Genomic DNA, 24,709 nt, shown 5'->3' with positions numbered 1-24,709 from the left:
CCTTCAAGACTATGTTATATGTTGAGCCGCAAGCTGATTTGTAATATAGTTATGACTGGACAACCATTCCATCAATATTAAATGAACGCCAAAGTAGGGGGACCCTTGCAATGATTATTAAACCGAAAATTCGTGGTTTTATATGTACGACTGCGCATCCTGCAGGATGTGCGGCTCATGTTAATCGCCAAATCGACTACATCAAAGACAGCACGTCACTACAAGGAGCTAAAAAGGTACTCGTGATCGGAGCATCCACAGGTTATGGACTGGCTTCCCGCATCGCTGCGAGCTTCGGTATGGGAGCTGACACTATAGGAGTATCCTTTGAACGTCCTGCTTCAGAGGGACGTACGGCTTCGGCAGGCTGGTACAATACAGTGGCCTTCGAAAAAGCGGCCAGAGCGGCTGGTTACATAGCGGAAAGCATTAATGGAGATGCTTTTTCCCATGAAATTAAGCAGGAGACGCTGAAGCTGGTCAAGGAAAAACTGGGCAAGGTAGACCTGATCGTGTATAGTGTCGCTTCACCACGGCGGACCCACCCAGATACAGGTGAAACCTTTAATTCCGTTCTCAAGCCGATCGGACAGCCGTTTACGAATAAAACGGTGAATACGAATACGGGTGTTGTATCGGAAATCACACTGGAACCAGCTACGCAGGAAGAGATTGAGAACACCATCACAGTCATGGGTGGCGAAGATTGGTCCTTATGGCTTAAAGCGTTGGAAGAAGCTGACCTGCTGGCTGAAGGAGTAACCACACTGGCTTACTCGTATATTGGTCCTGAAATTACGGAGGCTATCTATCGTAAAGGAACGATTGGCCAAGCTAAAAATGATTTGGAAGCCACGGCGCATACTTTAACAAAGCAACTCGAGCCTTATCTTGGGAAGGCCTACGTTTCAGTGAATAAAGCTTTGGTTACACAATCCAGTTCGGCTATCCCTGTAGTGCCTCTGTATATTTCCTTACTGTTTAAGGTCATGAAAGAAAAAGGACTGCATGAGGGATGTATTGAGCAGGCGCAACGTCTGTTTGAGACATTATACAGTGGGTCCACTGTGGAAACGGACGAAGAAGGACGTATTCGTCTGGACAACTGGGAAATGAGAGAGGATGTACAGCAAGCTGTTAAATCGGCTTGGTCCGAGATCACTACCGAAAACGTATCCGAACTGGGTGATCTTGAACAATACCGTCTGGATTTCCTTCAATTGTTTGGATTCGGATTTGATGAAATTGATTATGAATTGGACATTGATCCAGAAGTTTAAATAAATAGGTTCCAAATTAAAAACGGGTACTCACAAGCTGCAATGGCTTATGAGACCCGTTTTTTATGTATGCAATCCAATTTAAATGTCTGGTTTTCAACAAAATTCATCGAGAATTGGATGTAGAAAGCGATCTACGGTGCAGTAAGTGAAAAACGGCAATGGTAATGAGAATCCCTGCAATGCCAAAAACCGTGACAGAAGTCAGTGCGCGATAAGCTTGCCAGCCGAACAAAAAAGCAATGCCACTGCCAAACGTTGTGCCTGCCAGTAACCCGAGTGCACAGGCAATATCTGTTCCAAATTTCATCATCATGTTCCTTTCGAATGGTTGGATTGAATAGTAACTTGTACGTTTTTTCTGGACTTGCACCTACACTTGTGCGTACAATTAATTAGTAATCGTTTTCAATCTGACTCTATTGATTAGTATGGATTTTTTTTGTACAAATTATTCCTTTTTCAGGAGGCTGATGAAATGAATATGAATGAGCAAATCAAGCTGTGGAACGAAGAGGCCCAGGCTAGTAACGCTGATCATCCTCACCGAAAGGTTGAATTGTTTATCGAGGTACGGGATGGAGCACTTGAATCCATTACTCCTTATCTAAATCAACAAAATTATCGGTATGTCACTCTGGTAGAAGATGAGCATACATCAGCGGCAGCAGGGAAAAAAGTAGCTGAATTCATCAGTGATGCAGGTTTGACAGTTGATGTCGTTCGGCTGCCTCCGAATGCTGTAGGGGATGTTATTGCTGATGAAGCTTATATTATGAAGGTTTTACTGGGGGTAGCGGATCAGAGTCAGGCTGTGCTTGCTGTTGGGTCCGGTACCATTCATGATCTGGTTCGCTTTGTGTGCTATAAAATGAATCGTCCGTTCTTGTCAGTCCCAACGGCTGCCTCCGTAGACGGTTTTACCTCCGGTGGTGCCCCGTTAATTGTGGGCGGCAGCAAGCAGACGTTCCAAGCTGTTCCGCCGGAAGCGATCTTCGCTGACTTGTCTGTACTGGCGAGTGCCCCACAAGCGATGACTGCTGCAGGTTTTGGCGATATGCTCGGTAAGTTCACCTCATTAGCAGACTGGCATGTGTCCAGAGATTTGGGAAACGAGCCGTATTCACCTGTGGCTAACCGAATTACCGAGGAGGCTTTACGTGCCTGTGTAGAGCATGTGGATGAGATTGCGGCAGGCAGCAAGGCAGGGGTCGAGGTGTTGATGAATGCGCTGATTGCATCCGGTATTTCGATGTTGATGATTGATCATTCCCGTCCGGCCTCAGGGGGAGAACATCATATTTCTCACCGAATTGAAATGGATTTTATTGCAGAAGGACGCAAGCAAGTTTTGCATGGTGCCAAAGTGGGTGTTGCCTCTGCTTTGCTGTCTGACATGTATAGAGAATTGGCTGCCAATCAGGATGTGGAGGCTTTTAAAGTATATCGGACTTTGCCTACATCAGAACAGATGCGTGCATGGCTAGCTAAGGTTGGAGGGCCGTCTACCATTGCCGAGCTGGGGGTTACACAGGAACAGCTTGATCGCGCTTTGCGTACGGCACATACTTTGCGTGATCGCTATACCGGACTCAAGTATATGAATGAACACCAGTTGCTTCGTTCGTAAGGGTACGTCTAAACCAGCTTTTTTAGCCCCTCAGTCTAAGCATAAGGAAGGGACTTGCGAGTAGTACGCCTTTGGCATCCATACAACGATATCCTGCTCCTGTAACATTTGTATGTACAAATGGACGATATGCTATAATCGGAATAATACGAATAGGTACATGATATGGCAAGTACGGAGGAAATTATGGCGCCCAAATATATACAAGTAAAACAGGAAATTTTATCATGGATTCATTCATCCAAACTGGAGCCGCAAAGCCAGCTGCCATCTGAACACGAAATATCTGAACAATTTGCAGTTAGTCGGCAAACGGTGCGACAGGCGCTGGGTGAACTGGTACAGGAAGGTTGGCTGTTTCGCATACAGGGCAAGGGAACCTTTGTCGCAGCCCGGGCTCATAAGCAGACCGAAGATCCACGGACGATTGGAGTCGTTACGACCTATATATCGGATTATATTTTTCCATCCATTGTACAGGGAATTGAATCCAAGCTAAGCCGCCAAGGCTACAAGCTGCTGCTATCCAGCACAGGCAATGACCCTGAGCAAGAACGTCAGTGCCTGGAAATGCTGCTGAGTCAACCACTGAGCGGAATTATTATTGAGCCGACCAAAAGCGGAGAACGTAATCCCAATTTGAACTATTATCTAACTGTAGAAAATCGCCAAATCCCTTATTTAATGATCAATGCGCGTTATGAGGAGATGGATGCACCTTGTCTGCGTTTGGATGATGAAAAGGGTGGTTTTTTGGCGGCAGAGCATTTGATCAAGCTGGGGCACCGGCGATTGGCCGGATTTTTCAAAACCGATGATATGCAAGGAATTCTGCGGATGAAGGGATTTGTAGCTGCTCACCGTAAATATGGAGTGACGTTACATCCGAATGCAGTAACGACGTACCGGACTGAAGAAAAAAAATGAGCTTCCGTTACAACGCGCATCGCAGCTGCTGGCGATGGAGGCGGGAGAACGTCCGACTGGATGGGTGACCTACAATGATGAACTGGCGGTGCGTCTGCTGGATATTGTACGTTCGGCAGACCTGCGTATCCCCCACGATTTATCATTAGTTGGCTTTGATGATTCATTTTTGGCGACAGCGACGGAAATCAAACTCACAACTATTCGGCATCCCAAGGAAGAATTAGGGTTGCGTGCCGCTGATACGATGCTATCGATGATTGAAGAAAAAGGGTATCGTGAAGAAGGTTGTCAGTGGATTATACCGCCAGAGTTAATTGTACGTGAATCCACGGGGCCGGCTCAGGGAATATCCGGAGGATTTTGAGATGGGACTCTCAATCACTTGGTCTTGCTTGATGCTGGATTGTTGATGGCATGCTACTTTCCATACCGAATAGCCTGTTTTCTGGGTTGCAGAAAATGGGCTGTTTTGTTATACATTTCTGAAATTATGTACATAGATCTATGGGAAACAGACACGAAAAGGTTGACTGAGTTGTACGTACAAGTGTAATATGAGCATGGTACTAGAAATGAAAGTCAGAAAGTGACCCATGAGGTTATAATTTATAAGCAAGAAGTATTTAAATTATTGTTATCTAAAAAGCACAGTGCGCCGAGAAACCGGCAGACTGTGCTTTTTTAATTTATATTTCTGTGAATCACATGATGTGAAAGCCTTATGGATGAAAGATGGTAATGCATTCCTTTCAAAGACTTTCATGAAAATTTCAATCGTTTCGTTTTAAAGGACATTGTTACTTTTTCAGCATGGCATCAGCAAACAAAATGGATTTTGGAATACGGAAAAACTGTTCCGCCTGATCCTGGAAGGTTTGTGAAGGAACGGTACCCTGATGCAACCATTTCCGAAATGTACCCGGGTGAACGCCAATCCAATGACTGACATCGGTCACCGAAATATCATGTACCATGCACAAACCCGCCAAAATCCGGTTTTTAACCGGAGAACGGGTTACAGTCCGTTTCATAAAACGGGACGGTGATGGTTGACAAATGAGCGGTGAACGCCGGATAACCTCTTCATTAAATAGAATATGGTGCGGATAACCAAGTGTGTTACACGTCTTTTCCAGATTAGTGTTGCCGGGAATACGACCTTCATATACCCACGCGCTGACGCTGCGAGAGGAGATGGAAAGCTCCTCGGCAAGTTGGGACAGTTTAATGTCATTAGCCATCAAAACGGCAAGTAGAACGCGATTGCGTACTTGACAGCGTGTTGGTTTGCGAAAACGTTTGACACGCACGCCTTTTCCCAAATATTTGCGATTGATCAGAGACCACGCCTGAATGGAATGTTTGTCTTGTTGTTTAGGCATATATCCTCCGATTTTTTTTAAACACATACTACTATACCCGAAGGGGGCTTTGCAAGTGACTCCTCTCCTGATTTTCTTTTAATCCCATGGGCTTAACCGGATTATGGAAAATTGGGTCCATTCGACCTATAAAAATGGAAGTTTAAGGTGCCGATATATTAAAATGTGACATTTTTTATGGAAATGGAGGTAATATGTTCTTCTCTTACGATTGTGAGGATGTACAGAGAGAAAAGTGGGTTTTTGTAGCCCAGCATGCAATTTTTTTGACGAGAAAAAGGGAGGTTATACAGCTAGATGATTTGTAAAAAGGTAATGGTATGGTTTCTGACGGCACTTTTGGCAACGAACACTTTGCTGTGCTTGCCTAGTGTGGCAGGAGCGGAAAAACAAGATTTAGAGGACGGAATGCAACTGGATCAAGGAGATTTGGTACAGAAGGAACAGGGGCTCACGAATGAAACAGTTTCTTTTGAGCCGCCAACTTCTGCGACAAACAGCGTTTATAATGCACTCATGATGAGTTTGGCAGCGGTAGAGTATACGTCAATCGTTATCGACCCTGGAGAAAGTTATGAATTTCAGAATACAGATACAGTTAGTAAATCTATATACAGCAACGCTTCTCAATCTAAAGGCATTCTGTACGATAGTGTAAGTTACAAAGAGGATGGAGACATCAGCACTATCCATATGGACTATGGCACAAGCCCCATTGGTGTTCCTGGGGGAGGCACAGCCTTTATTACGAATACAGGAACAGCAGCATTAACCGTAAAAGTAACAGACGTCTTCACCTACAATACATCGGAGGACCCAGCCTTAGAGCGAGTTACGCTCTCTAAGAATGAAAGCTACCGGATCGTGAATGAAGGATGGACAGCCCGTTCCATTCAGCATGATGGGTCAAATACAGACAATCGCCGTTTTGATTACGCAAAATACAAGGCAGACGGAACCTTATCCGCTTCCGCCCTTAATAGTATTGCTCACCCTACTTTGGCAGATGGCGAGGAACTGATTATTACGGGCTCCACTGCAAATGCGGTGACCTTCGGATTTCCATACGGTAAATACAGTATAGAAAGCACCGGTGAGCCGGCTTATGCGCGGGTTACCTTAAATCAGGGGGAAAGCTACCAATTTATCAATGTGGGAACACGATTGGATACGGTGGAAAGTGACGGTACATCTAAAGATAAACTTGACTATGTTGTTTATCTGGCAAACGGAACAGAGGCTTCACGCGGTAGCAGCACTACGGCGAAGCCACAGATTGCTGTGGACAGATATGCGGTAATTACCCAGGTCACTGCAAATCCGGTTACATACGGTGCTCCTTATCGCAATTTCATTGCTCGCCCTGTGGGTGGTAATGCCATCAGCCGTGTGGAGCTTGAGGTGGGCAAAAGCTACATTTTCCACAACAATGGTACGCTAATGAATCCGATCTACAACAACTCCAAAAAGGTAGGAAGCTTGTTTGACTATGCGATTTACAAGCCGGATGGAACGGTAAATTCCTCTGGTTTTAACAGCCAGTCTGGTCCCATGATCCCGCCTTCGGGATATGCCATTGTGACTGTAATCGGTCCGAGTCCTATTATCTTTGACTATACAGATGATTTTTCCTGGGAAACGAGTAGCCATCCTGCTTTCTTGCGGGTAACACTTTCGAAAGGTGAAAGTTATGCTTTTACCAATGTTAGTGATCATTTGAGGAATCTGCACAGCACAGCCAAAACCGTTAAAGGAAAATTTGATGTGGTCCTGTATAAAGCAGATGATACAGAGCAATCCAGGCGCAATACTGGGAACTCAACATTTTTGGTTGGCGCAGGTAAAAAGGCCAGTGTGACGGTAACCAGTGACACGCCAATCACGTTTGGTGGTATCTATCGGAGCTTTAAGGCCAGCGAAGATGATAATGGTATCGGGCAAACGACGCTGCAGCCGGGGGATTCGTATGAGTTCCGTAATCATGATAGTCAATCGAATTCATTGCGGCATGACAAAAGCAGTGGCAATGCACACTTTGATGCTGCAAGTTATAAAGTACTTCGATTACTGACATCAGATCATTTCAACAATACAGTGGACCCAGAGATTGTCGCTGGCGGTAAAGCCATTGTCACCAATGTATCAGATCGGCCAATTACCTTTACCTATAGCAATAAGGTGGAGGCTTTGCTTAGTGGGCAGGCAGCCTTCCATCGAATTACATTGAAACGCGGTGAAAGCCGGAAATTTATAAATGTAAGCACTCTAGACAAGGCCCTAGACGTCATTTCAGTCAGCGGTATGAAATGGGATTACATTAATTATAAGGCAGATGGGACAGTGTACAGCCAGGCTAAGGGTACGACTCAATTACCGTTGGTACAGGCCGGAGGTTATGCCATTGTAACGACGGTTTCAGATGTGCCAGTGACTTATGGAGCTGTATTAGGAATATTCGACGTTGAAGATGCTCAAGTGCCAACAGGCAATCAAGTCACTGTCAAGCAGGGAGAAAGCTATGTATTCCATAATATTGGCTCGCAGGCTTCCTCATTAACCACAGATGCTTTAGACACAAGCCGTCTCTATGACTATGCCGTGTATGGAGAAGGTAGCGGTGTGAATTCCAAGGTGGATAGAGCAGGTATGAGTGTTTCTTTACCTGAAATCTCACTCGGAGCAGGAGGTACGCTTGTTGTAACCGTCACTTCGCCGCAAGCCGTGACCTTTCATTTCAAAAATGAAATTAAGGCGGAGCCAAGCACAGAACCAGCGTTGTTAAAAACAACTCTATTCAGTGGCAAGCAGGAGATATGGATCAATCGCGGAAGTCAGGAGGCCCCTATCGTGACGAATGCGAAGGCGGCTGGTGGAACGTATCAATATATCGTTACGGATCAGGCTGGAAAAGTGATTAGAGAACATAAAGAGGCGACAGACACTCAACAGCAAGTGCCAGCTAACGGAAATATTCATCTTGCCGTAGCAGCCGCTACTCCTGCTGTTAACTTTGGAGCACCTTATCGTGTATTTGCTGTAAAAAATAACGATGACAGCAAGCTGGACGAGCTCATTGAACTCATAGAGAAGGAAGCTGATTTTACGGCAGGTCAGCAAGGAAAATATCGTTTTACACCCAAAGAAGACGGAATTTACCGTTTTGCGGTGAAGGAGAAATCCAACTTTGCTGCACAGCAACCGATTGTAAGTTTGTTTACCGACCCTGATTTTAGTAATCAGTTAGCTTCTTCAACAGAACAAGCGCAAATATATGGTTGGGATTACACGGTCTTAGAGTATGAGATGAAGGCAGGTCAAACGGTTTATGTGAAGCTGTCAGAAATTAATAGCGGTGCATTACAAACCGTAATTAAGGCAGCCCATATGGCGCTTGGCAAAGATACTTCATATGAATACGGCAAAGGAAACCGACTGAATAAAGTTATTTTATTCACCGGTGACCAAATTCAATTGGATTATGATTTAAACGGAAACGTCATTAAACGGACCAAAAAGGTATTTCCTTTTACAGATTAAAAGGATGTCTTGGCTTTGAAAAAACATAACAGATCATTAGATGTATAGGCATTATTATAGGGGTGAGCGAGTGTTTAAACGTTATATTTGTAGTCTACTATGTGTGCTGATGTTGCTGGGTCCATGGAGCACATGGGCATACGGAGAAGAAGGGCAGGGGGAGGCAGCAGCTTCTCAGTCTTCTACGTCTTCTACTCCACAGATTATTACCAGAGCATGGCTTGCACAGCAAACAGGTAAGGATCAGGCGTGGGTCAATGCACAGTTATCCAAAGGCTATACTTTATATGATATTTATAAAGCATGGCAAAAAGGTGGTGGAGAAAATTCATTGCCAGAACAAAGTCCAAGCTTGTGGGTACAGCAGAATGGACTGACATTGAGTACAAATGCAAAGGTGGAGCCGTCCGATGAGTCGGCTGCGCTGAAGGAGGGTGAAAAGCCCGCTCAGGTCACCCAGGATGAAAAGCTAACTCAACATCCACTAGATAAGGAAGAGGGTAAAGCGCCGGCTCCAGACATGACTGAGATGGATATCCCATCTATACCCCGAGTAAATGATTCCGTATATGCTCCGACTCCAGGAGAAAACGGACTAATCGGGCAGGATTTACTTAAACAGAGTTTGTTGCAGGTATCTGCTACAACAGATGTGTATGCTCCTTTTGATCAGGCGGCGCTTGCACAAAGCAGGCTAAGTGATGATACGTCGCGTTATGGAATGGATTATGGTGACAACAGTGTGTCCACCGTTTCAGGACAGCTCGTTGTTCAAAATACGGACTTGGTGCTGCCGGGGTCATTGCCCTTTGCATTGACTCGTGTGTATAACAGTTCATTGGCAAATAACCAGATTGGTGTGCAGCAAAATGAAGGGTTGTATACAAACATAAGTCCCATCCGCGAGGAAGAAGCAGCTTCTGGCCTGGGGAGAGGCTGGAAATGGGATCTTCCTCATATACAGAAACAGGATGGTAAACGGTATTTGTATATTCCGGGAACAGGCTCCTATGAACTGAGAGATGATTTGCAGCTTGAAGGCTATGCATACAAAGATCTGAAGATCAGTACAGATCAAAGCGCAAGTGTGCAGGGAGTAAGCAGTGCATACAAAATAGCAGTGCTGAATGGAAATGACTATTATATCGATCAGGACGGTTATTTGATTTTAATCCAGGATGCGTATAAGAATCGGGTGGAGTTTAATTATACAAGTTCTGGTGGAGCAAAGCTCATTCATTCGATTCGAAACAGTGATGGTAGAGAGCTTGACTTCACTTACAATGCTGGACAGCTTGTTGTTAAAGAGCAGGGCACGGACCATCAGTACACTTATCGACAAAGTAGTGAGGGAAGCAGCAAGGTACTGTCAGAAGTATTGGATTCTCTTTCCCGAAGCACAAGCTATGCGTATACATTCATGAATGCTCCTTTTAATGTGGTCGTAGATGGTGAAGGAAAGACTGGGGCCCTGCAGCCCAATGAAACCGCGCTCCTTACACGAATTGTACGACCTACTTCATCGATCACAGACATTCGTTACGAAGCATTTAACAAGCAAATTGGCGTGTATGGAACACAAGGCGTGTTCAAGGTAGCTTCACGCGCCGACATGTACAGTACAACTGCAGGAAATCGGTATCTAAATAAAATGGACTTCACCTATTCTGGTGAAGATCTAGCCAGTTATGGAAAAAATGCTGAGTGGACGGTGGTTGCCAAAGGGACACGTACAACAGAAACCTTCCATTTTGGTAAAGTCTTTAGAGGAGATAACACACCAGACAAGCTTGTTCTTAAACGCTATGATCAAGAGGGTGATTCTACCGGCTATCATATAAATTACACATATAATGATGCCATGGACTGGAATTTGCCTGTGCAAATGCAAGAGTCGTATACGGAGGGAGGTTCTTCGTCAGAACCTGTAACCACCTCCTATGACTACAATGAATATGGTCTTCCACTAAAAGTATCCCAAAGTACCGGATTGGAGACTGTTCATACGTATAAAACCTCTAGTGAGCCTTTTTTCTGGGTTCAACCTACCCAGACGGTTACTAAAATAAGTGAAGGACAAACTGGAACGACAGTTCGAACTTATAAAGCAGAGGGTACATTGTATGAACTGAAAAACTATGAAGGTACAGAGCAAGGGAAGCTTTTATCACATACTTATACTTTTTACAATGCAAAAGGGAATGTAAGTGGTCAGAAAGTTCTTATTGATGACAGAAACTATACGGATGTTTCTATTGATTATAAATCTCCCTATGGTTCTCAGCTCCCAACAAGACAGCTTTTGCCTAAAGGTGTTGAGTATACGTATGATTACTATCCGACTGGAGAAATCAAGTCCCAAACCGATGCCAAGCGCAAAACAGAGTCCTACGTATATGACGCTTTGGGGCGTGTAACGAAGGTTACTTATCCAGATGGAACTCAAACCCTCGTGGTGTACAAGGATGATACGAATGATGTCACTGTTACCGGACCCGACGGTGTCAGCGCCGAAAGATTGTATAATCCGTTCGGGCAGATGCTTCAGCAGCAAGTGGGTGTTGCAATCTATGGTTATGATTATGATGAGCATGGAGATTTGGTAGAAAGCACGGATGCCGAACAAGCAACCACTCGCTATGCCTATGATGCCTTTGGACGACCTGTGAAGACGACCTATGCGGATGGAACAACAGATACCGTGACGTATAACGCGGTGGATCGTACTGTCACTCAGACGGATGCGTCCGGTTATCGTGTGCGTGAAGTATCAGATGCTTTAGGTCGTGTGACTTCCACACAAGAAGCTAAAAATGGATCATTTCAGCCGCTGGAATCGTTAGCTTATAATTATGCGGGTATGGTCACTAGCCGGACAGACGGTAATGGTCAACGCACGCTCTATGATTACGATGCTTTGGGACAAATGACCTCGGTCACTGATCCATCCGGACAGCAGGTCAGCTATATGTATGATCTGGCCGGAAATTTGAAGACCGTTCAGTTCCCTGATGGGCAAAAGAATGTGTATTCATACGATGAGCTGGGCAGACGTACGTTACTTGAGAAATCAAGCGGAGGAACTACGTTAAATATTTACGATACAGATGGAAACATCACCCGTATGTTGACAGGAAAATCGGAGGCCATTACCTTTCAATATAACGCTGACGGATTAGTTACCGAAGCGGCGGGTCCCGATTTTAAAACCAATTACACCTATGACAGCGCAGGACGAAGAAAAAGCATGACTGACGGTCAGGGAACCACCACCTATGCCTATGATCCATCAGATGGAGCCTTGACTGGGCTGAAGTACCCTGATGGTACGCACATCAGCTATGAATACAACAAGCAGGCTCGTACAGGCTATGTGCTAACAGATGCTGCTGGCACGTCTATACACGTTCAATCCAAGCTGGACAGTGTGGGCCGAGTTACCCAAATGGACATTAGCGCTGGGGCCGGTGCGGCAAATATACAGAGTTTGGGAGAAGCGAGTGCTGCTGCGGGCGGATCATTGGATCGTATGACGTTTGACTATGCTCCTAATGGTTTACTGAAAAGCCAGGCTTCGAGCAGAGGGCTGAGTACGCGATTCAGCTATAACGGACTGGATTTATCAGGGGTTACGGTGGAGCAAGGTGGTACGTCGCTACACCAATTTGGGTATGAACGGGATGGAAATAAAAACATCATCGGACGTACACAAAACGGAACAACAGACCAATTTGGATATGACCCGTCCAGCCGAATCGCCAGCGAAGCCGCTGGTGAAAAGAATAAGACCTATGTCTACGATCCGAATGGAAACCGAAGTGCTGAAGGCAGTGGCAAAGTGTTCGGCATGAAAAATGCTGAATATACGTATGATTCTGCCAGCCGTCTGACAAAGGTGACCGGTGAAGACAAAGAGGTAGGGTACAGCTATAACGGAGACGGTCTACTGTACGAGCGTACAGAGGGCGGCAAAACGACTCGGTATTACTATGACGAAGAAGCGAAGCTGATTGCGGAAGCTGAGGTCCAAGGTGAAACAGCCAAGATCACTTACGCTTACGTGTATGACTTGTCCGGTCAACTGTGGGCCAGACAGGACAAGGCAAGCGGGCAGTTGCAATATTATCAGCTCAACGGTCATGGTGATGTGGTAGGTCTAAGTGATAGTTCGGGCAAGGAACTGAATAGCTACAGCTACGATATCTGGGGCGGCCCGGAGAAGGTCAAAGAGACCGTTCCGAATGTGCTGCGTTATGCTGGTGAGTATTGGGATGATACGACGGGGCTACAGTACCTACGGGCTCGCTGGTATGATCCGGGTACAGCCCGTTTTATGGGCGAGGATACGTATCAGGGAGAGATAAACGAGCCGTTGAGTTTGAATGGATATACGTATGTGCATAATAATCCATTGACAAACAGTGACCCAACCGGGAACTGGTGCACAGCAACGGTTAGGGGGAAATATTATTCTCACCCTGGATATTGTAGTGGTTCAGGTAAAAATGCAGACTATATTCCAGATTCCATTTCCATTAATTTTGGTCGGTCTATTTACGCAGCTGGAGTGAAACAAGGTACATGGTATCCTAAAGGCGCGGCTCGTATTAAATGGGATAAATCAGGTATATCTGATGCAGTAATGGGTTGCTACTATGATGTACAGTGTGCAAGTTTTGTAAGTGGTTCCCTTGTAGAAGGACCTGCAATAGCTAAAGTAACTAAAGGCAAAAGTGCCAGTACGGGCAAAACAGTAAAAGATGTTATAAGTAAATGTAATTGCTTTACAGCAGGTACGGAGGTTCAAACAGACGAAGGCGAGAAACCGATTGAGGATATTAAAGTCGGGGATAAGGTCCTTGCCAAAAATGATGAGACAGGTGAGGTGGCTTACAAAGAAGTCGAATGGCTCTTCCAACGTGATGTTGAAAAAACTTATAATATTACTGTTGGCGGAGAAGTCATTAAGACCACTGATGAGCATCCGTTTTGGATTGTTGGTAAAGGTTGGGTTAAATCCAAAGATGTACTGGTAGGCGATATTCTTACAACTTCGAATAGTAAGGAATTAGCTATTGAGAAAATAGAAGTTAAGAAGAAGCATGCAACAGTATACAACTTTATGGTAAAGGATTACCATACGTACTTTGTATCGAATCTCGGAATTTGGACGCATAACTCATGTCTTCCCGATTCTCGTTGGATTCAACGAGACACCTATAAAGAGTTAAAAAGACTAGGGCTAAATGAACAATTTGACCGAGCAATGAAAAAGGGATTAGCTCTTACCCGTTCAAATGATAATGGTATAATTTTCTTATCAAAAAGTGAACAATTAATACAAAAAGGAAACTTATACACATTTAAGTTAAAGGTGGCGAAGGCCTCCAATCATGTGAGGGTATATGGCAGAATTGATGATAAAGGTAATTTATTGTTTGACTACATTACAAGTGGTAAGTAGGAGGTAAAATGAATTTATTAAATATTGAGAAAATTTTTAATGAAGCATATCTTTTTGAAGATATAAAAATTAAGTCGGTCAAATTACTAGAAAAAAAAATATTAAATAGTGATTCGAATTTTTTAAAAGAAGAAGAATGATGTTGAATATACAATTGACGGTGAGCTTTCGGATGAGTACTTTGGTATGTATAAATAAACATTTCTTATATCTTGATATTAGGCCTTGGGGCTATGTCCCTAAGGCCTTTCTTTTACCCACATCCTAGCTAAGTGAAAATGGAACTTTTAAAAAAAGACCCTCTTGTAGATCATTTATTTTTTAATCAACGGCATTCAGCTCCCTAAATAAAACTAAGTATGAAACCCGAATTTTCACGTAGTTTCTAATTCTCTTTGTATTCTTCTAAACTCAGTCGATTTATTCACAACTTTGTAACTTATTTGGTAAGATGGATTGCGAGATTGTTTTCAAATTGTTCTACTATATTTACCTACTAGAGTCTGGTAATCTATTAATATGTATAGGGGGCCTAAAAGACGTCCGGTTCAGACGGTTGAGATGCGTTTATGTTCTATATGTTGAGTGAATGTCTATATTGCCATGTCTATATCGTCATGTCTGTATAACTTCATAGACAAGCTAGAAATAGCTCCCGCACATTATAAAATACAGCACAGGATGGTGTAATGGATGAAGCTTTTACAAGTAAAATGGATGGCTGTATGCTTGATGTCAATCTGTTGTTTGGGTTTGCTGGGTATACATACGAATACAGCGAGTGCACAAGCGAAGGCTCCTTTGCTGGGGGTCAATGATGTGTTGCTAGATTCGAATACGATTAAACCTGTAATGGAAAATGATAAGTTGTATGTTCCGATCGTTACATTGGGGCAAAAGATGGGCATCTCTACTTCGGCCAATGGAAACACATTGGTGCTGACTGGTCATAATCGCAGCTTTACGCTGGAACTGAACAAAGGTGATGTGTTTGAGCGTGGAGGACGTACGATGGTGCCGATTCGCACGTTGACCGATGCGTTTGGTTTCACTATTACGATTCCTTCGAGTAATGTGTATCGAATTCAGAATGCAAATGCTAGTTTGTCAGATGCTCAGTTCTTGAATACATTTGCAGCAGAAATTAAACAGTACGTAGCCGCCAAGCCAGACAAAGCTAGCAATACAGACAATACGGGAAATGCCAAGCCTTCCAGCCGCACCATTTATTTGAGCTTTGACGATGGTCCTACAGCGCATACGTCGCAGCTGCTGGATATTCTGGACAAATATAATGCCAAGGCTACGTTCTTCATGCTAGGGCCTGAAATTCGCCAACATAGCGCAGTGATGAAGAGGATGGTAGACGCAGGGCATGGCTTGGGCCTCCATGGGATGACACACCAGGTGAAAAAGATCTATGCATCCCCAGCAGCAGCACTGGCAGAGATGAATCAGGATAATGAGATTTTGTTTAAAGCCACAGGAAAACGCACTTCTTTGATTCGTACACCTTATGGCAGCAAACCGTATTTGAAGAAAGCATATCGTGATCAACTGACGGGTGCAGGTTATCATATTTGGGACTGGAACATAGATTCCAATGATTGGCGTTATACTAAAAATCCGCAGCATTTTGTACAGACGGTCCTCAGTGATATTAAGAGACTGAAAAAGCAAGGCAGAACACCAGTTGTTCTGATGCATGATAAGCCATCTACAATCAAGGTGCTTCCACAAATTATGGCGGCTTTGCAGAAAGAAGGATATTCGTTCGAGCCGTTGAATGATAATCTGACTCCGCTTAATTTTTGGAACGACCACCGTTAATTGAATAAACTTGAAAGAAAAGCAGGCTACCCTACTTCAATTTTTTTGAGAGAGGGTGGCCTGTTTCTTTATTTTGCAGCTTGTTTTATATGAATCTATGAATTCATATCTACGCACAGGTCATATGACTTTACGGGTAACCACGTCGCTGCATATATTATAATATCCGCCCCGAGAGGAGGAGCAGGTATGAATATTAATCCAAGTATGTTTAGTATGATTTGTGCCACTGCAGGAGCCATTATTACGTTTGCCTTTGGCGGCTGGAATCAGCTTATGGTGCTATTCACGGTTGCAATGGCTGTTGATTATGTAACAGGAGTCGCCGCCGCTGTGAAGACTGGGCAAGGGTTAAGCAGTAAAGCCGGCTTTTGGGGGTTGGCGAGAAAGGCTTTAATGCTTATGGTGATTTCTTTGGCGCATCATGTGGACCTCCTGATGGGTACGGAAATCATGAAAGGGGCGGCAACGTATTTTTATCTGTCCAACGAATTGATCTCGATTACGGAAAATTGTTCACGAATGGGTCTACCGCTTCCGCCGAAGCTTAAGAAATTTTTTGCCCTACTAAAGGACAAGGAGTCTGATGGTAAAAATGGTGGAAAAGATCGCTAAGATCACAAAGTTTCTTTCCGTATGTGGGGCGTTATGATAAAATTTTCAAGAGAACATTTTTAAGATAAGGAGCCTATACGCATGATTAAACATATTGTTTTGTTCAAATTGAAAGATCGCTCCCCTGAAAGCATTGAACATACGGCATCTATTTTGCGCAGCATGAATGGCAAGATCAAAGAGCTGCTGTCGCTAGAAGTAGGCACAGATGTGATTCGTTCGGAACGTTCTTATGATATTTCCCTTACCGCTGTGGTCGAAACACTGGAAGACTTGCAGACGTATCAGGTACACCCCGTGCATCAGGAAATTATTGTACACATGAATGAAGTGAAGGATGTATCTATCGCAGTTGATTATGAAATCTAAAGCGGTTACTGGAGGTGCAGAACTTTGTATTATGTCAACCGGGAACAAATTGAGCTTCGACTAGGGGCCGTTCCCGACATTGTCGCCGGACTTCGCGAGGCATCCGCTGCCTGGAACGGCGATCTGTTGCAGGGACTCGTGCAGGAACGTTGCCTTCATCTGGCCATTGAGACGATCACAGACGTAGGAAGCTATATCATCGACGGTTTTATTATGCGTGACGCCAGTAGCTATGAGGATATTATCGGTATCATTCATGAGGAAGGTGTATTGGATGATACCGTGTTTCATTCACTATTAGAGCTGGTAGCCTTGCGCAAACCCTTAGTACAGGAGTATTTCCATTGGGACCGGACAAGTCTTCACCCACTTACACCTAAGCTGCCTGGGTTGCTGGAGCTTTTTGTATCCAACGTGCACGATTATTTAAATAAGGAATTGGGTCCTCAGCCCGAGGGAGTGTAAAGGCAAAAGTGACGGATAAGTATATCGTACCCGAAATGCCCACTAGGCGCATGATCTTGACACTGTTGAAAACCCAGGGACCTGTGGGCGTCGGAAGCTTGGCAGCTCAATTGGGCATTACTGAAATGGGGGTGCGCAGGCATCTCAAATTAATGGAGCAGGATGGTCTGATTGTGGCTACGATCCTGAGACAGGCGATGGGACGCCCGACGTTTTTGTACAGCCTGAGCGATCAGGGAAGCGAGCAGTTTCCTCGTAATTATGATCATCTATTACTGGAATTGTTAGAGGAGCTGGATGAAGAGCAGGGAATGGAAGCTGTTCACTCGTTGTTTGATGGGAGAAAACGTAAAATGCTGAAGCGCTATACCTCTCATATGGAGAGTGTGTCTACACTGGCTTCACGTGTGGAAAAGCTTTCGGGCATCCAGAACGCTTCGGGTTATATGGCAGAATGGCGCGAGGAAGAGGACGGCAGTTACTCTATTATGGAGTACAATTGTCCGATCTCTCAGATCGCCAATCGTTACCGCAAGGCCTGTGAATGCGAACAGCAAATGTTTGAAGAGCTGCTGGATGCCGAGGTTGTCCGTGAGGATTGCTTGGCGGATGGAGGCCGTTGCTGCTTGTATCGTATCCGCTCCAAAAATAAGTAGAAATTTTCTGGCTTGTTCTCTGTATCATGACAGGCTCTCCATGCTTATAATGCATTAACAGATGGGCATTCGCCCGGGCATAAGGGAGAGATGAATATGAAAGAGAACTGCAAAAGCTTTATCCGTGGCGCGTTGGTAGGCAGCATTGCTGGCTCGGTTGCTGCGTTGTTATTTGCTCCTAAGTCAGGTCGCGAGCTGCGTCAGGATATTACAGACCAGGCGCGTCACGTGAGTGATAAGGGACAGGAGCTTGTGGGGAAAATTTCGGATACCTCCATCGAGTATACTGACAAAATTAAGGAGACAGCTTCAGCCGTCATTCATGAATTAGGTCAATGGGGTAAAAAGAGTGATCTTGCTTCAAAGGTTGGCATTTCATCCGTGCCTGTTCAAGAGAATACGGAAGAAGATGCTCTGTAACTGTCTATATATTGTAGGTAAACAACCGACTATAGCTTGAGTTTGTGGCTTCCCCCGTTAGGGTGAAGCCTTTTTGTTGATTGCTTCCTCGTTTTAGGGTAATCTTTTGGGGTACCTTTTACGCCAATACGACATAAGGTATGTAGCAACGGATAGATTTTCCGAGATGAAACAACTCATATTTAACAAAAAAGGAAGCGGTGTGTACGTGCAGCAAGCGATTGCAATATTGGATTCCGGTGTAGGAGGTTTGACGGTTGTTAAAGAAGTCATGCGTCAGCTTCCGCGGGAAAAAATTATTTATTTTGGAGACACTGCGCGCACCCCGTATGGTCCCCGGCCATCGGAAGAGGTTAAAAAATTTACAGAGCAGATGGTTGATTTTCTGATTCAATTTAATCCGAAAGTCATTATTATTGCTTGTAACACAGCAACAGCTGCGGCATTGGAGTATATAAGCCAAAAGGTATCCATTCCGGTGATCGGAGTTATCCACCCTGGGGCTCGTGCTGCGATCAGCGCGACCGCTACCGGGTATGTCGGGGTGATTGGAACTGTCGGTACGATTCGAAGCGGAGCATATACAACTGCGCTCAAGCAGTTGTCTCCCTATGTAGACGTGGTCAGCCACGCCTGCCCTGCGCTTGTGCCTTTGGTGGAACAAGGATTGTTCCGCTCCAAGACAACATCGCAGGTTGTGGAGGATTCATTGAGACCTATTCAAACGTATCCGATTGATTGTCTGATTCTTGGTTGTACGCATTATCCTTTTTTGAAGGAAACGATTCAGGAAGTCATGGGTCCTGCGGTGAAGCTTATTAGCTCGGCAGATGAAACAGCACGGGAAACAAGTACCATTTTGTATAACAAGGGCAAGCTGGAGGCCGGGGACGAAACGCCAGTGCATCAGCTTTTTTGTTCCGGCGATCCAGAGTTATTCCAGCGCATTGCCGCCCAGTGGCTTGGAGAGCAGATTCGGCAGACGCCTGTTGTCTGGCAGGTCACCCATCTGGATTAACAGGACAACCAACTTTTTTTGTCATGGGACAAAAGAAGTTGGTTGTTTTGCTTTTCGCTCATCAAGACACGCAGCGTCTGCATAACATGCAGTAAGGCAGATGGAAGGGGCGTAGTAAGATGAAGGAATATATCGTTCAAAAAGGAGATACATTGCACCGGGTCGCCTCGGCTTTTAAATTATCGGCGGATACTTTGATCGCAGATAATCCGTGGACCGCCACGCAACCCTATCTGATTTGTGGTCAATTGCTATATATTCGTCCGTCTATGGATCGTAAATACGTTATTCAGCCTGGGGAGAATGCACGACAGATTGCCAAACAGTTCGGTGTAGAGCTTGATGAGCTGCGGCTCGCCAATTCAAGGCTTGCGGAGTATGATTTTGTGGAAGGAAAGACAATTATCATTCCTGAAGATCATCGGGATCAGATTGTACGGTTACGTGGAGAGTATAGTTACGAAGATTTAAAGGAAGATCTGGAGGCATTGGCCCGCAGATATCCATTTATTGAAGTTGGCAGCATTGGCACCAGTGTCATGGGGAAGGATATCCCTTATATACGGATGGGGCAGGGAACGCGGAAAATTCATGCCAACGCTTCTGTACATGCTAACGAATGGCTGACCACACCTTGTTTGCTGCGTTTTATAGAACAATATGCACGAGGGATTGATGGGACTAGAGAACAAGACGCTGGGCAGCTTCAGGGTGAGCGGGGGAAACCGACGGAGAATCCTCAATGGGTATATGGGGGCTCCCCGCAGGATTTCATGGAGCATACATCCTTATGGGTGGTACCGATGGTCAATCCGGATGGTGTAGAGCTGGTGCAACAGGGTGTACTCCCAACGCATCCCCTGTATCATGAACTTAGCAAATGGAATGAAGGACGTGCTGATTATCGTGGCTGGAAGGCCAACATTCGTGGTGTCGACCTCAACGACCAATTTCCGGCGTATTGGGAAGAGGAGGTGCGCAGGCGCGGTAAGACAGGGCCGTCTCGGCGAGACTATGCAGGACCTGCACCTTTGTCTGAGCCAGAGTCCAGGGCCCTTGCTGATCTAACGGAGCGCGAACAGTTCGACATGGTGCTATCCATACACAGCCAGGGACAGGAAATTTATTGGAATTATCGGGATCTGGAGCCTAAGGAGAGTCGAGATTGGGCGCTACAGCTGGCTGCCGCAACAGGCTATCGGGCGGTAAAGCTGGGGGGAAGCGATGCAGGATATAAGGATTGGTTTATACAACGGTTTGGTAAACCGGGATTTACTATTGAGGTTGGTCTAGGCGTAAATCCACTGCCTATGCGTGATTATGACGATATTGCAGCAGAAGTTGGCATGTTAATGGCGACGGTGCTGTCATGGTAACAGATCGAGTCAGCTGAAACGTATTGCATCATTTGCGCGTATTAGGAGGAGCACGTTTTTACAAGTGTTCCTCTTTATATGTCCCTTCAATAGGGTATATATACTTAGGAGCATTGGAAATGGAGTGAACAACCTATGAAGTGGAAAAGACTACTATCTCTCCGTCGGTGGTCACATGTATTTCGTCGTATCCCCCGATTGATTACCTCTTCGAGGATTCCTTTGGGTGAAAAATTACTTTTTGCAGTGCCTGTATTGCTCTATTGGATACTGCCTGATGTCATGCCATTTATGCCCATCGACGACATTGGTGTGACATTATTGCTTATGAATTGGTTCGTCACCCGTGCTGAACGAAAATATCCCGATTTGCTTGAAAAACAGCACCCACGTGTCCGGTAAATATAAACTTGTGAATTTCGTGATTGCGATTTTTTACGATTTTCTTTACAATAGGAATATTGCCTTGTGCTATGCTGCACAACTTCTTTTTATCAAGGAGAGAGGCGAATTATTGGAATTGTTGATTTTACCCGCTAGGTTGTGTGGTGTGGATAGATATCCATTGGACCACATTTCATTAATGAATATGAAGGAGATGAAGCTTAATGAACTGCAAAATTACTCGTAACGCAGCTAAAGTATTGAAGCTTGAACTGGATAAGGAAGAAAACCAAGGGAAGAGCTTGCGCGTTGTTATTACCCATGCTCATGGAGATCATGCTCATTACGGGCTGGATTTGGACACGCCTAAAGAAACAGATACGGTTGTATCTACAGATAAAGGCATTGATGTAATTTTGGAAAGCGGTCAGCCGTTACTGGATGGTGTAAAAATCGATTACTTGTATTTCCCCGAAGAAGGATTTGTCATTACTAACCCTTCCCAAGGTAATCACGGCGACCACTAAGCCGGAGCTCGGAGGGATGACAGATGGCTAATGATATTCGCGTATGTGATGAGTGCAATCATATCCGCTTAAAAACGATCTTGCCTAAGTTGAAAAAGATGGCGCCCGATGCCGAGATCAAAATCGGTTGCAAATCATATTGTGGTCCTTGTGGCAAACGGGCGTTTGTGTATGTGAACGGACGTTATGTGAGTGCAGCCACAGAGGATGAAGTATTAGAGAAGGCTGCACGCTTTATAAAATAGTTTGAGTGTGCATCGTTGGCACTTCTTGAATAGTTCTCCTCCTTCTGATCCATGCTAATAAATGTAGACCATGCCCAGAAGGAGGAGTGACCCATGGCCCAATATGATTCTAATCTCGACAATCACAGTGTCGAGGCTCAAACACAAAACTCAGTGGACAAGCTCCACAATGCCGTCTCTCAGGCATTGTCACATCCGGCTGAGCAGCTGATTGAGCAGGCGGAGCAATCTCGCACTCATGCAGAGCATGCTATACTGCAGGCAAAGGATAGCCTTGGTGACGATGCAGTAGAAGTTGCTGAGGAAATGCTTGGTGAAGAGGTGCAACGTCTTGAGCAGGCTAAAAAAACGTTGCGTTCCTGAGTCTGGTTAATCGCGACGAGCGCAGTCCAATGACTGTCAATAACAAAAATCCCGATCCACAGCTCTAAAAAGCTTCTGGATCGGGATTTTTGTTATATATCAGTTAGTTATGAAATCGACATCCTTGTTACTTCTTTGCTTGAGTCTCCCATTCGCGAATAAGATCGTAAGTGATGACCTGATCGGATATGTTCAATCGATTGAGAGCTTCAGTATAGCCTGGCCCGCAGGCGTTCACATCTGTAGGTTGCCCTGTACTCAGATTGTAGCAAGTCCCTTTGGAGAATGTACCATCCTCAGATGGAATGTAGTACACTCGACCGTCCGTGAAAGCACCCGTACGGAGCACAACCATACGCGGCTTTCCACTAAACAGATCGTTCCCCATAAAATGATAGGGCTTCGTAGAGATGCCGAGCAAATGCATCACAGAAGGAGTCAAATCCAGCTGCCCTGCCGGTTCTGTATATGTGCCTGCTTGGCTTCCGTCGGGAAGATGCACAAGTAATGGCACTTGATTCATGATTTTCTGCATGTCTAAATCTGTCAGTGGCTTGCCTAAAAACTTTTCATACAGTGCTTTGTCTTTAATGGAATTGTCATGATCCCCGTAGAACATCAGGATCGTATTATCCCACAGTCCGTCTTTCTTCATCTGATCTACCAATTCACCCAAAGCCTCATCCACATAATGGACGGATTTCAGATAGTCTCCGAACATCGTGCCTTCAAACTCGCCAACATCCAAATCTACAGCGTCAGGTGACAGGTTGTATGGATGATGGCTCGAAATACCGACCATATAGGCGTAGAACGGCTGCTTCACTTCGGTTGTGAGGTCGTTGAGCGTTTGTCTGAAAAAGGATTTGTCTCCCAGGGACCAGCCGAGGGGCTCATCTATTTTAAAATCCTTTTTACTATAGAACTTGTCGTAGTTCATCGCCTTATACATCGTGTAACGGTTCCAGAAGCTGCTGTCGTACACGTGAAACGCATTAGGACTATAACCTGTATCCTTCAAAATGGAAGGCAGCGTGTCGAATTTATGGTCCGCATAACGGATAAATACCGAACCCGTAGGGAGCGGATGCAGCGAAGCGTGGGTAGAGAAGTCCGCGTCCGAAGTACGTCCCTGCGCAGTTTGATGGAAATAATTATTAAAATACATGCTTTCCTTCATCAATTTATCAAAGTTAGGCGTAATTGCTTGACCGTTGATCTGTTTGCCGATAAAAAAGTTCATGAACGCTTCAGCTTGAATGACCATTACATTTTTACCCTTATACTTGCCGTAGAGGTCATTTTTCACCTGAAGTAACTTCTGGTGTTGATTGAACCATTCTTTATCCTTATCAGATTCCGCCTGAGCCAATGTAGGCTGGGGTCCTAGATGATCCTGGCTGTAGCGATAGATATCGTACCCATGAAATCCGATCAGTCCAGTTACGTTGTACAAGGCCATCGACCACCAGTTGCCGACAAATATGCCAGTTGCCCAAGTAGAGGTATATATTTTGATCGGTCCAAAGGTCAAAACATAGCCAATCAGGAAAGCCAATGCCCCCTTGGAGAAGCGAAGCAGAAATCTTTTCGTGAGAGAACTACGGGACCCTTCAAAATAATTATCACTTGTTGTAAACCGACGTCTCAAGGAAGACACGAATATGACATATGGAATGAATAAAATCCAGTCTGCAAAAAAGAAAATATCCCACCAGTACATCAGAGATGCGATACTTCCACCCAGAGAATCAACTTGTCCAGCTTGAAGCAAAACGGGAATCGTAATGAAATCCTGGAAATACCGATAATAAACCATGTCGGAATAAATGAGCGCGGTGAGCAATATATCGAGCACCACAAGAGCAATCAAACGTCCGCGACGTGGCAGCCACAAGGTCCAGAAGCTTACAAGCAACAAGGAACCAATAGCAATGACATAATCCAGCGGATTCATGTCAATATTTTGGGCATGCAGGTTATAATGAATCAGTACGAGCTTGCCAATCATGAGTACAAAAAACAAAGCTAATCCGAAATATTGAGACAGCAGTAGCCTGCTGAACATGTTACCAGTGCGTCCTGCACTGGTCGTGCGAATAACCAACACTTTACCCCCTCTGGCAGAAATGTTCGGCTAGTATAAACTATACATTAACGTAATGTTAAAACCGAAATGCCTTTAATTATTATAGCGCTCATCCTGCGCATTTCAATG

Annotated in this window: 20 protein-coding genes and 1 pseudogene; 18 read left to right on the top strand and 3 right to left on the bottom strand. The window is 44.8% G+C overall.

Annotated elements, in window-relative coordinates:
* Positions 1-110: 110 nt before the first annotated feature.
* Entirely contained in the window at positions 111-1,280 is a 1,170-nt protein-coding gene (gene fabV / locus ACQQ6X_RS18330) for an enoyl-ACP reductase FabV (RefSeq protein WP_305166477.1), read from the top strand.
* Between the two features lie 106 nt (positions 1,281-1,386).
* Here the strand turns inward: fabV and ACQQ6X_RS18325 are convergent, their stop codons facing one another.
* Positions 1,387-1,590: a hypothetical protein gene (locus ACQQ6X_RS18325; RefSeq protein ID WP_305166564.1), complete on the bottom strand. Its 204-nt coding sequence runs from the start codon at positions 1,588-1,590 to the stop codon at positions 1,387-1,389.
* A gap of 168 nt (positions 1,591-1,758) precedes the next feature.
* On the opposite strand from ACQQ6X_RS18325, the gene ACQQ6X_RS18320 reads away from it, so the two are divergent.
* Positions 1,759-2,910 (top strand): sn-glycerol-1-phosphate dehydrogenase, encoded by a 1,152-nt coding sequence (locus ACQQ6X_RS18320; protein WP_305166476.1) that lies wholly within the window; start codon positions 1,759-1,761, stop codon positions 2,908-2,910.
* Between the two features lie 186 nt (positions 2,911-3,096).
* Positions 3,097-4,204 (top strand): annotated as a pseudogene (locus ACQQ6X_RS18315) (GntR family transcriptional regulator).
* Positions 4,205-4,637: 433 nt separating this feature from the next.
* Here ACQQ6X_RS18315 and ACQQ6X_RS18310 read toward each other — a convergent pair.
* Positions 4,638-5,222, bottom strand: a complete 585-nt coding sequence (locus tag ACQQ6X_RS18310) for a helix-turn-helix domain-containing protein (RefSeq protein ID WP_064796259.1) — start codon at positions 5,220-5,222, stop codon at positions 4,638-4,640.
* 297 nt (positions 5,223-5,519) lie between these two features.
* Between ACQQ6X_RS18310 and ACQQ6X_RS18305 the strand changes: the two genes are divergently transcribed.
* The 15 genes from ACQQ6X_RS18305 to ACQQ6X_RS18235 all read left to right on the top strand — a co-directional run bounded on the left by ACQQ6X_RS18305 (position 5,520) and on the right by ACQQ6X_RS18235 (position 22,491).
* Complete coding sequence (locus tag ACQQ6X_RS18305) at positions 5,520-8,759, top strand: hypothetical protein (protein WP_305166474.1); 3,240 nt, start codon at positions 5,520-5,522, stop codon at positions 8,757-8,759.
* Between the two features lie 70 nt (positions 8,760-8,829).
* Positions 8,830-14,223: a polymorphic toxin-type HINT domain-containing protein gene (locus ACQQ6X_RS18300; protein ID WP_305166473.1), complete on the top strand. Its 5,394-nt coding sequence runs from the start codon at positions 8,830-8,832 to the stop codon at positions 14,221-14,223.
* An 8-nt stretch (positions 14,224-14,231) separates the two neighbouring features.
* Positions 14,232-14,363 carry a hypothetical protein gene (locus tag ACQQ6X_RS18295; RefSeq protein WP_430493477.1) on the top strand — a complete coding sequence of 44 codons (132 nt, stop codon included), beginning with the start codon at positions 14,232-14,234 and terminating at the stop codon, positions 14,361-14,363.
* A gap of 553 nt (positions 14,364-14,916) precedes the next feature.
* Positions 14,917-16,053, top strand: coding sequence for a polysaccharide deacetylase (locus tag ACQQ6X_RS18290; RefSeq protein WP_305166471.1), 1,137 nt, complete (start codon positions 14,917-14,919; stop codon positions 16,051-16,053).
* Positions 16,054-16,242: 189 nt separating this feature from the next.
* The gene (locus ACQQ6X_RS18285; RefSeq protein WP_305166470.1) at positions 16,243-16,668 is read left to right on the top strand and encodes a phage holin family protein; all 426 of its coding nucleotides are present in this window, start codon (positions 16,243-16,245) and stop codon (positions 16,666-16,668) included.
* 81 nt (positions 16,669-16,749) lie between these two features.
* Positions 16,750-17,037, top strand: a complete 288-nt coding sequence (locus ACQQ6X_RS18280) for a Dabb family protein (protein ID WP_013309679.1) — start codon at positions 16,750-16,752, stop codon at positions 17,035-17,037.
* A 24-nt stretch (positions 17,038-17,061) separates the two neighbouring features.
* A complete protein-coding gene (locus ACQQ6X_RS18275) occupies positions 17,062-17,502 on the top strand; it encodes a DUF86 domain-containing protein (RefSeq protein WP_305166469.1) in 441 nt (146 codons plus the stop codon).
* An 8-nt stretch (positions 17,503-17,510) separates the two neighbouring features.
* A complete protein-coding gene (locus ACQQ6X_RS18270; RefSeq protein ID WP_305166468.1) occupies positions 17,511-18,158 on the top strand; it encodes a helix-turn-helix transcriptional regulator in 648 nt (215 codons plus the stop codon).
* Between the two features lie 96 nt (positions 18,159-18,254).
* On the top strand, positions 18,255-18,578 hold the full coding sequence (locus ACQQ6X_RS18265) for a YtxH domain-containing protein (RefSeq protein WP_305166467.1): 324 nt from the start codon (positions 18,255-18,257) through the stop codon (positions 18,576-18,578).
* 208 nt (positions 18,579-18,786) lie between these two features.
* Complete coding sequence (racE, locus tag ACQQ6X_RS18260; protein ID WP_149036057.1) at positions 18,787-19,596, top strand: glutamate racemase; 810 nt, start codon at positions 18,787-18,789, stop codon at positions 19,594-19,596.
* Between the two features lie 119 nt (positions 19,597-19,715).
* A complete protein-coding gene (locus tag ACQQ6X_RS18255; RefSeq protein ID WP_305166466.1) occupies positions 19,716-20,972 on the top strand; it encodes a M14 family zinc carboxypeptidase in 1,257 nt (418 codons plus the stop codon).
* A 135-nt stretch (positions 20,973-21,107) separates the two neighbouring features.
* On the top strand, positions 21,108-21,374 hold the full coding sequence (locus ACQQ6X_RS18250; RefSeq protein ID WP_305166465.1) for a hypothetical protein: 267 nt from the start codon (positions 21,108-21,110) through the stop codon (positions 21,372-21,374).
* Positions 21,375-21,580: 206 nt separating this feature from the next.
* Positions 21,581-21,883, top strand: coding sequence for a heme biosynthesis protein HemY (locus tag ACQQ6X_RS18245; protein WP_013370462.1), 303 nt, complete (start codon positions 21,581-21,583; stop codon positions 21,881-21,883).
* Positions 21,884-21,906: 23 nt separating this feature from the next.
* A complete protein-coding gene (locus ACQQ6X_RS18240) occupies positions 21,907-22,128 on the top strand; it encodes a DUF1450 domain-containing protein (protein ID WP_013370463.1) in 222 nt (73 codons plus the stop codon).
* 93 nt (positions 22,129-22,221) lie between these two features.
* The gene (locus tag ACQQ6X_RS18235) at positions 22,222-22,491 is read left to right on the top strand and encodes a hypothetical protein (protein WP_016819703.1); all 270 of its coding nucleotides are present in this window, start codon (positions 22,222-22,224) and stop codon (positions 22,489-22,491) included.
* Positions 22,492-22,618: 127 nt separating this feature from the next.
* Here ACQQ6X_RS18235 and ACQQ6X_RS18230 read toward each other — a convergent pair whose 3' ends face one another.
* A complete protein-coding gene (locus ACQQ6X_RS18230) occupies positions 22,619-24,601 on the bottom strand; it encodes an LTA synthase family protein (RefSeq protein ID WP_305166464.1) in 1,983 nt (660 codons plus the stop codon).
* Between the last annotated feature and the right edge of the window lie 108 nt (positions 24,602-24,709).

The sequence above is a fragment of the Paenibacillus ottowii genome (genome assembly GCF_050516475.1).
GTDB classification, from domain to species: domain Bacteria; phylum Bacillota; class Bacilli; order Paenibacillales; family Paenibacillaceae; genus Paenibacillus; species Paenibacillus ottowii.
Note: the sequence above shows the minus strand (reverse complement) of the source record. Positions and strands in the feature narration are given on the sequence as shown.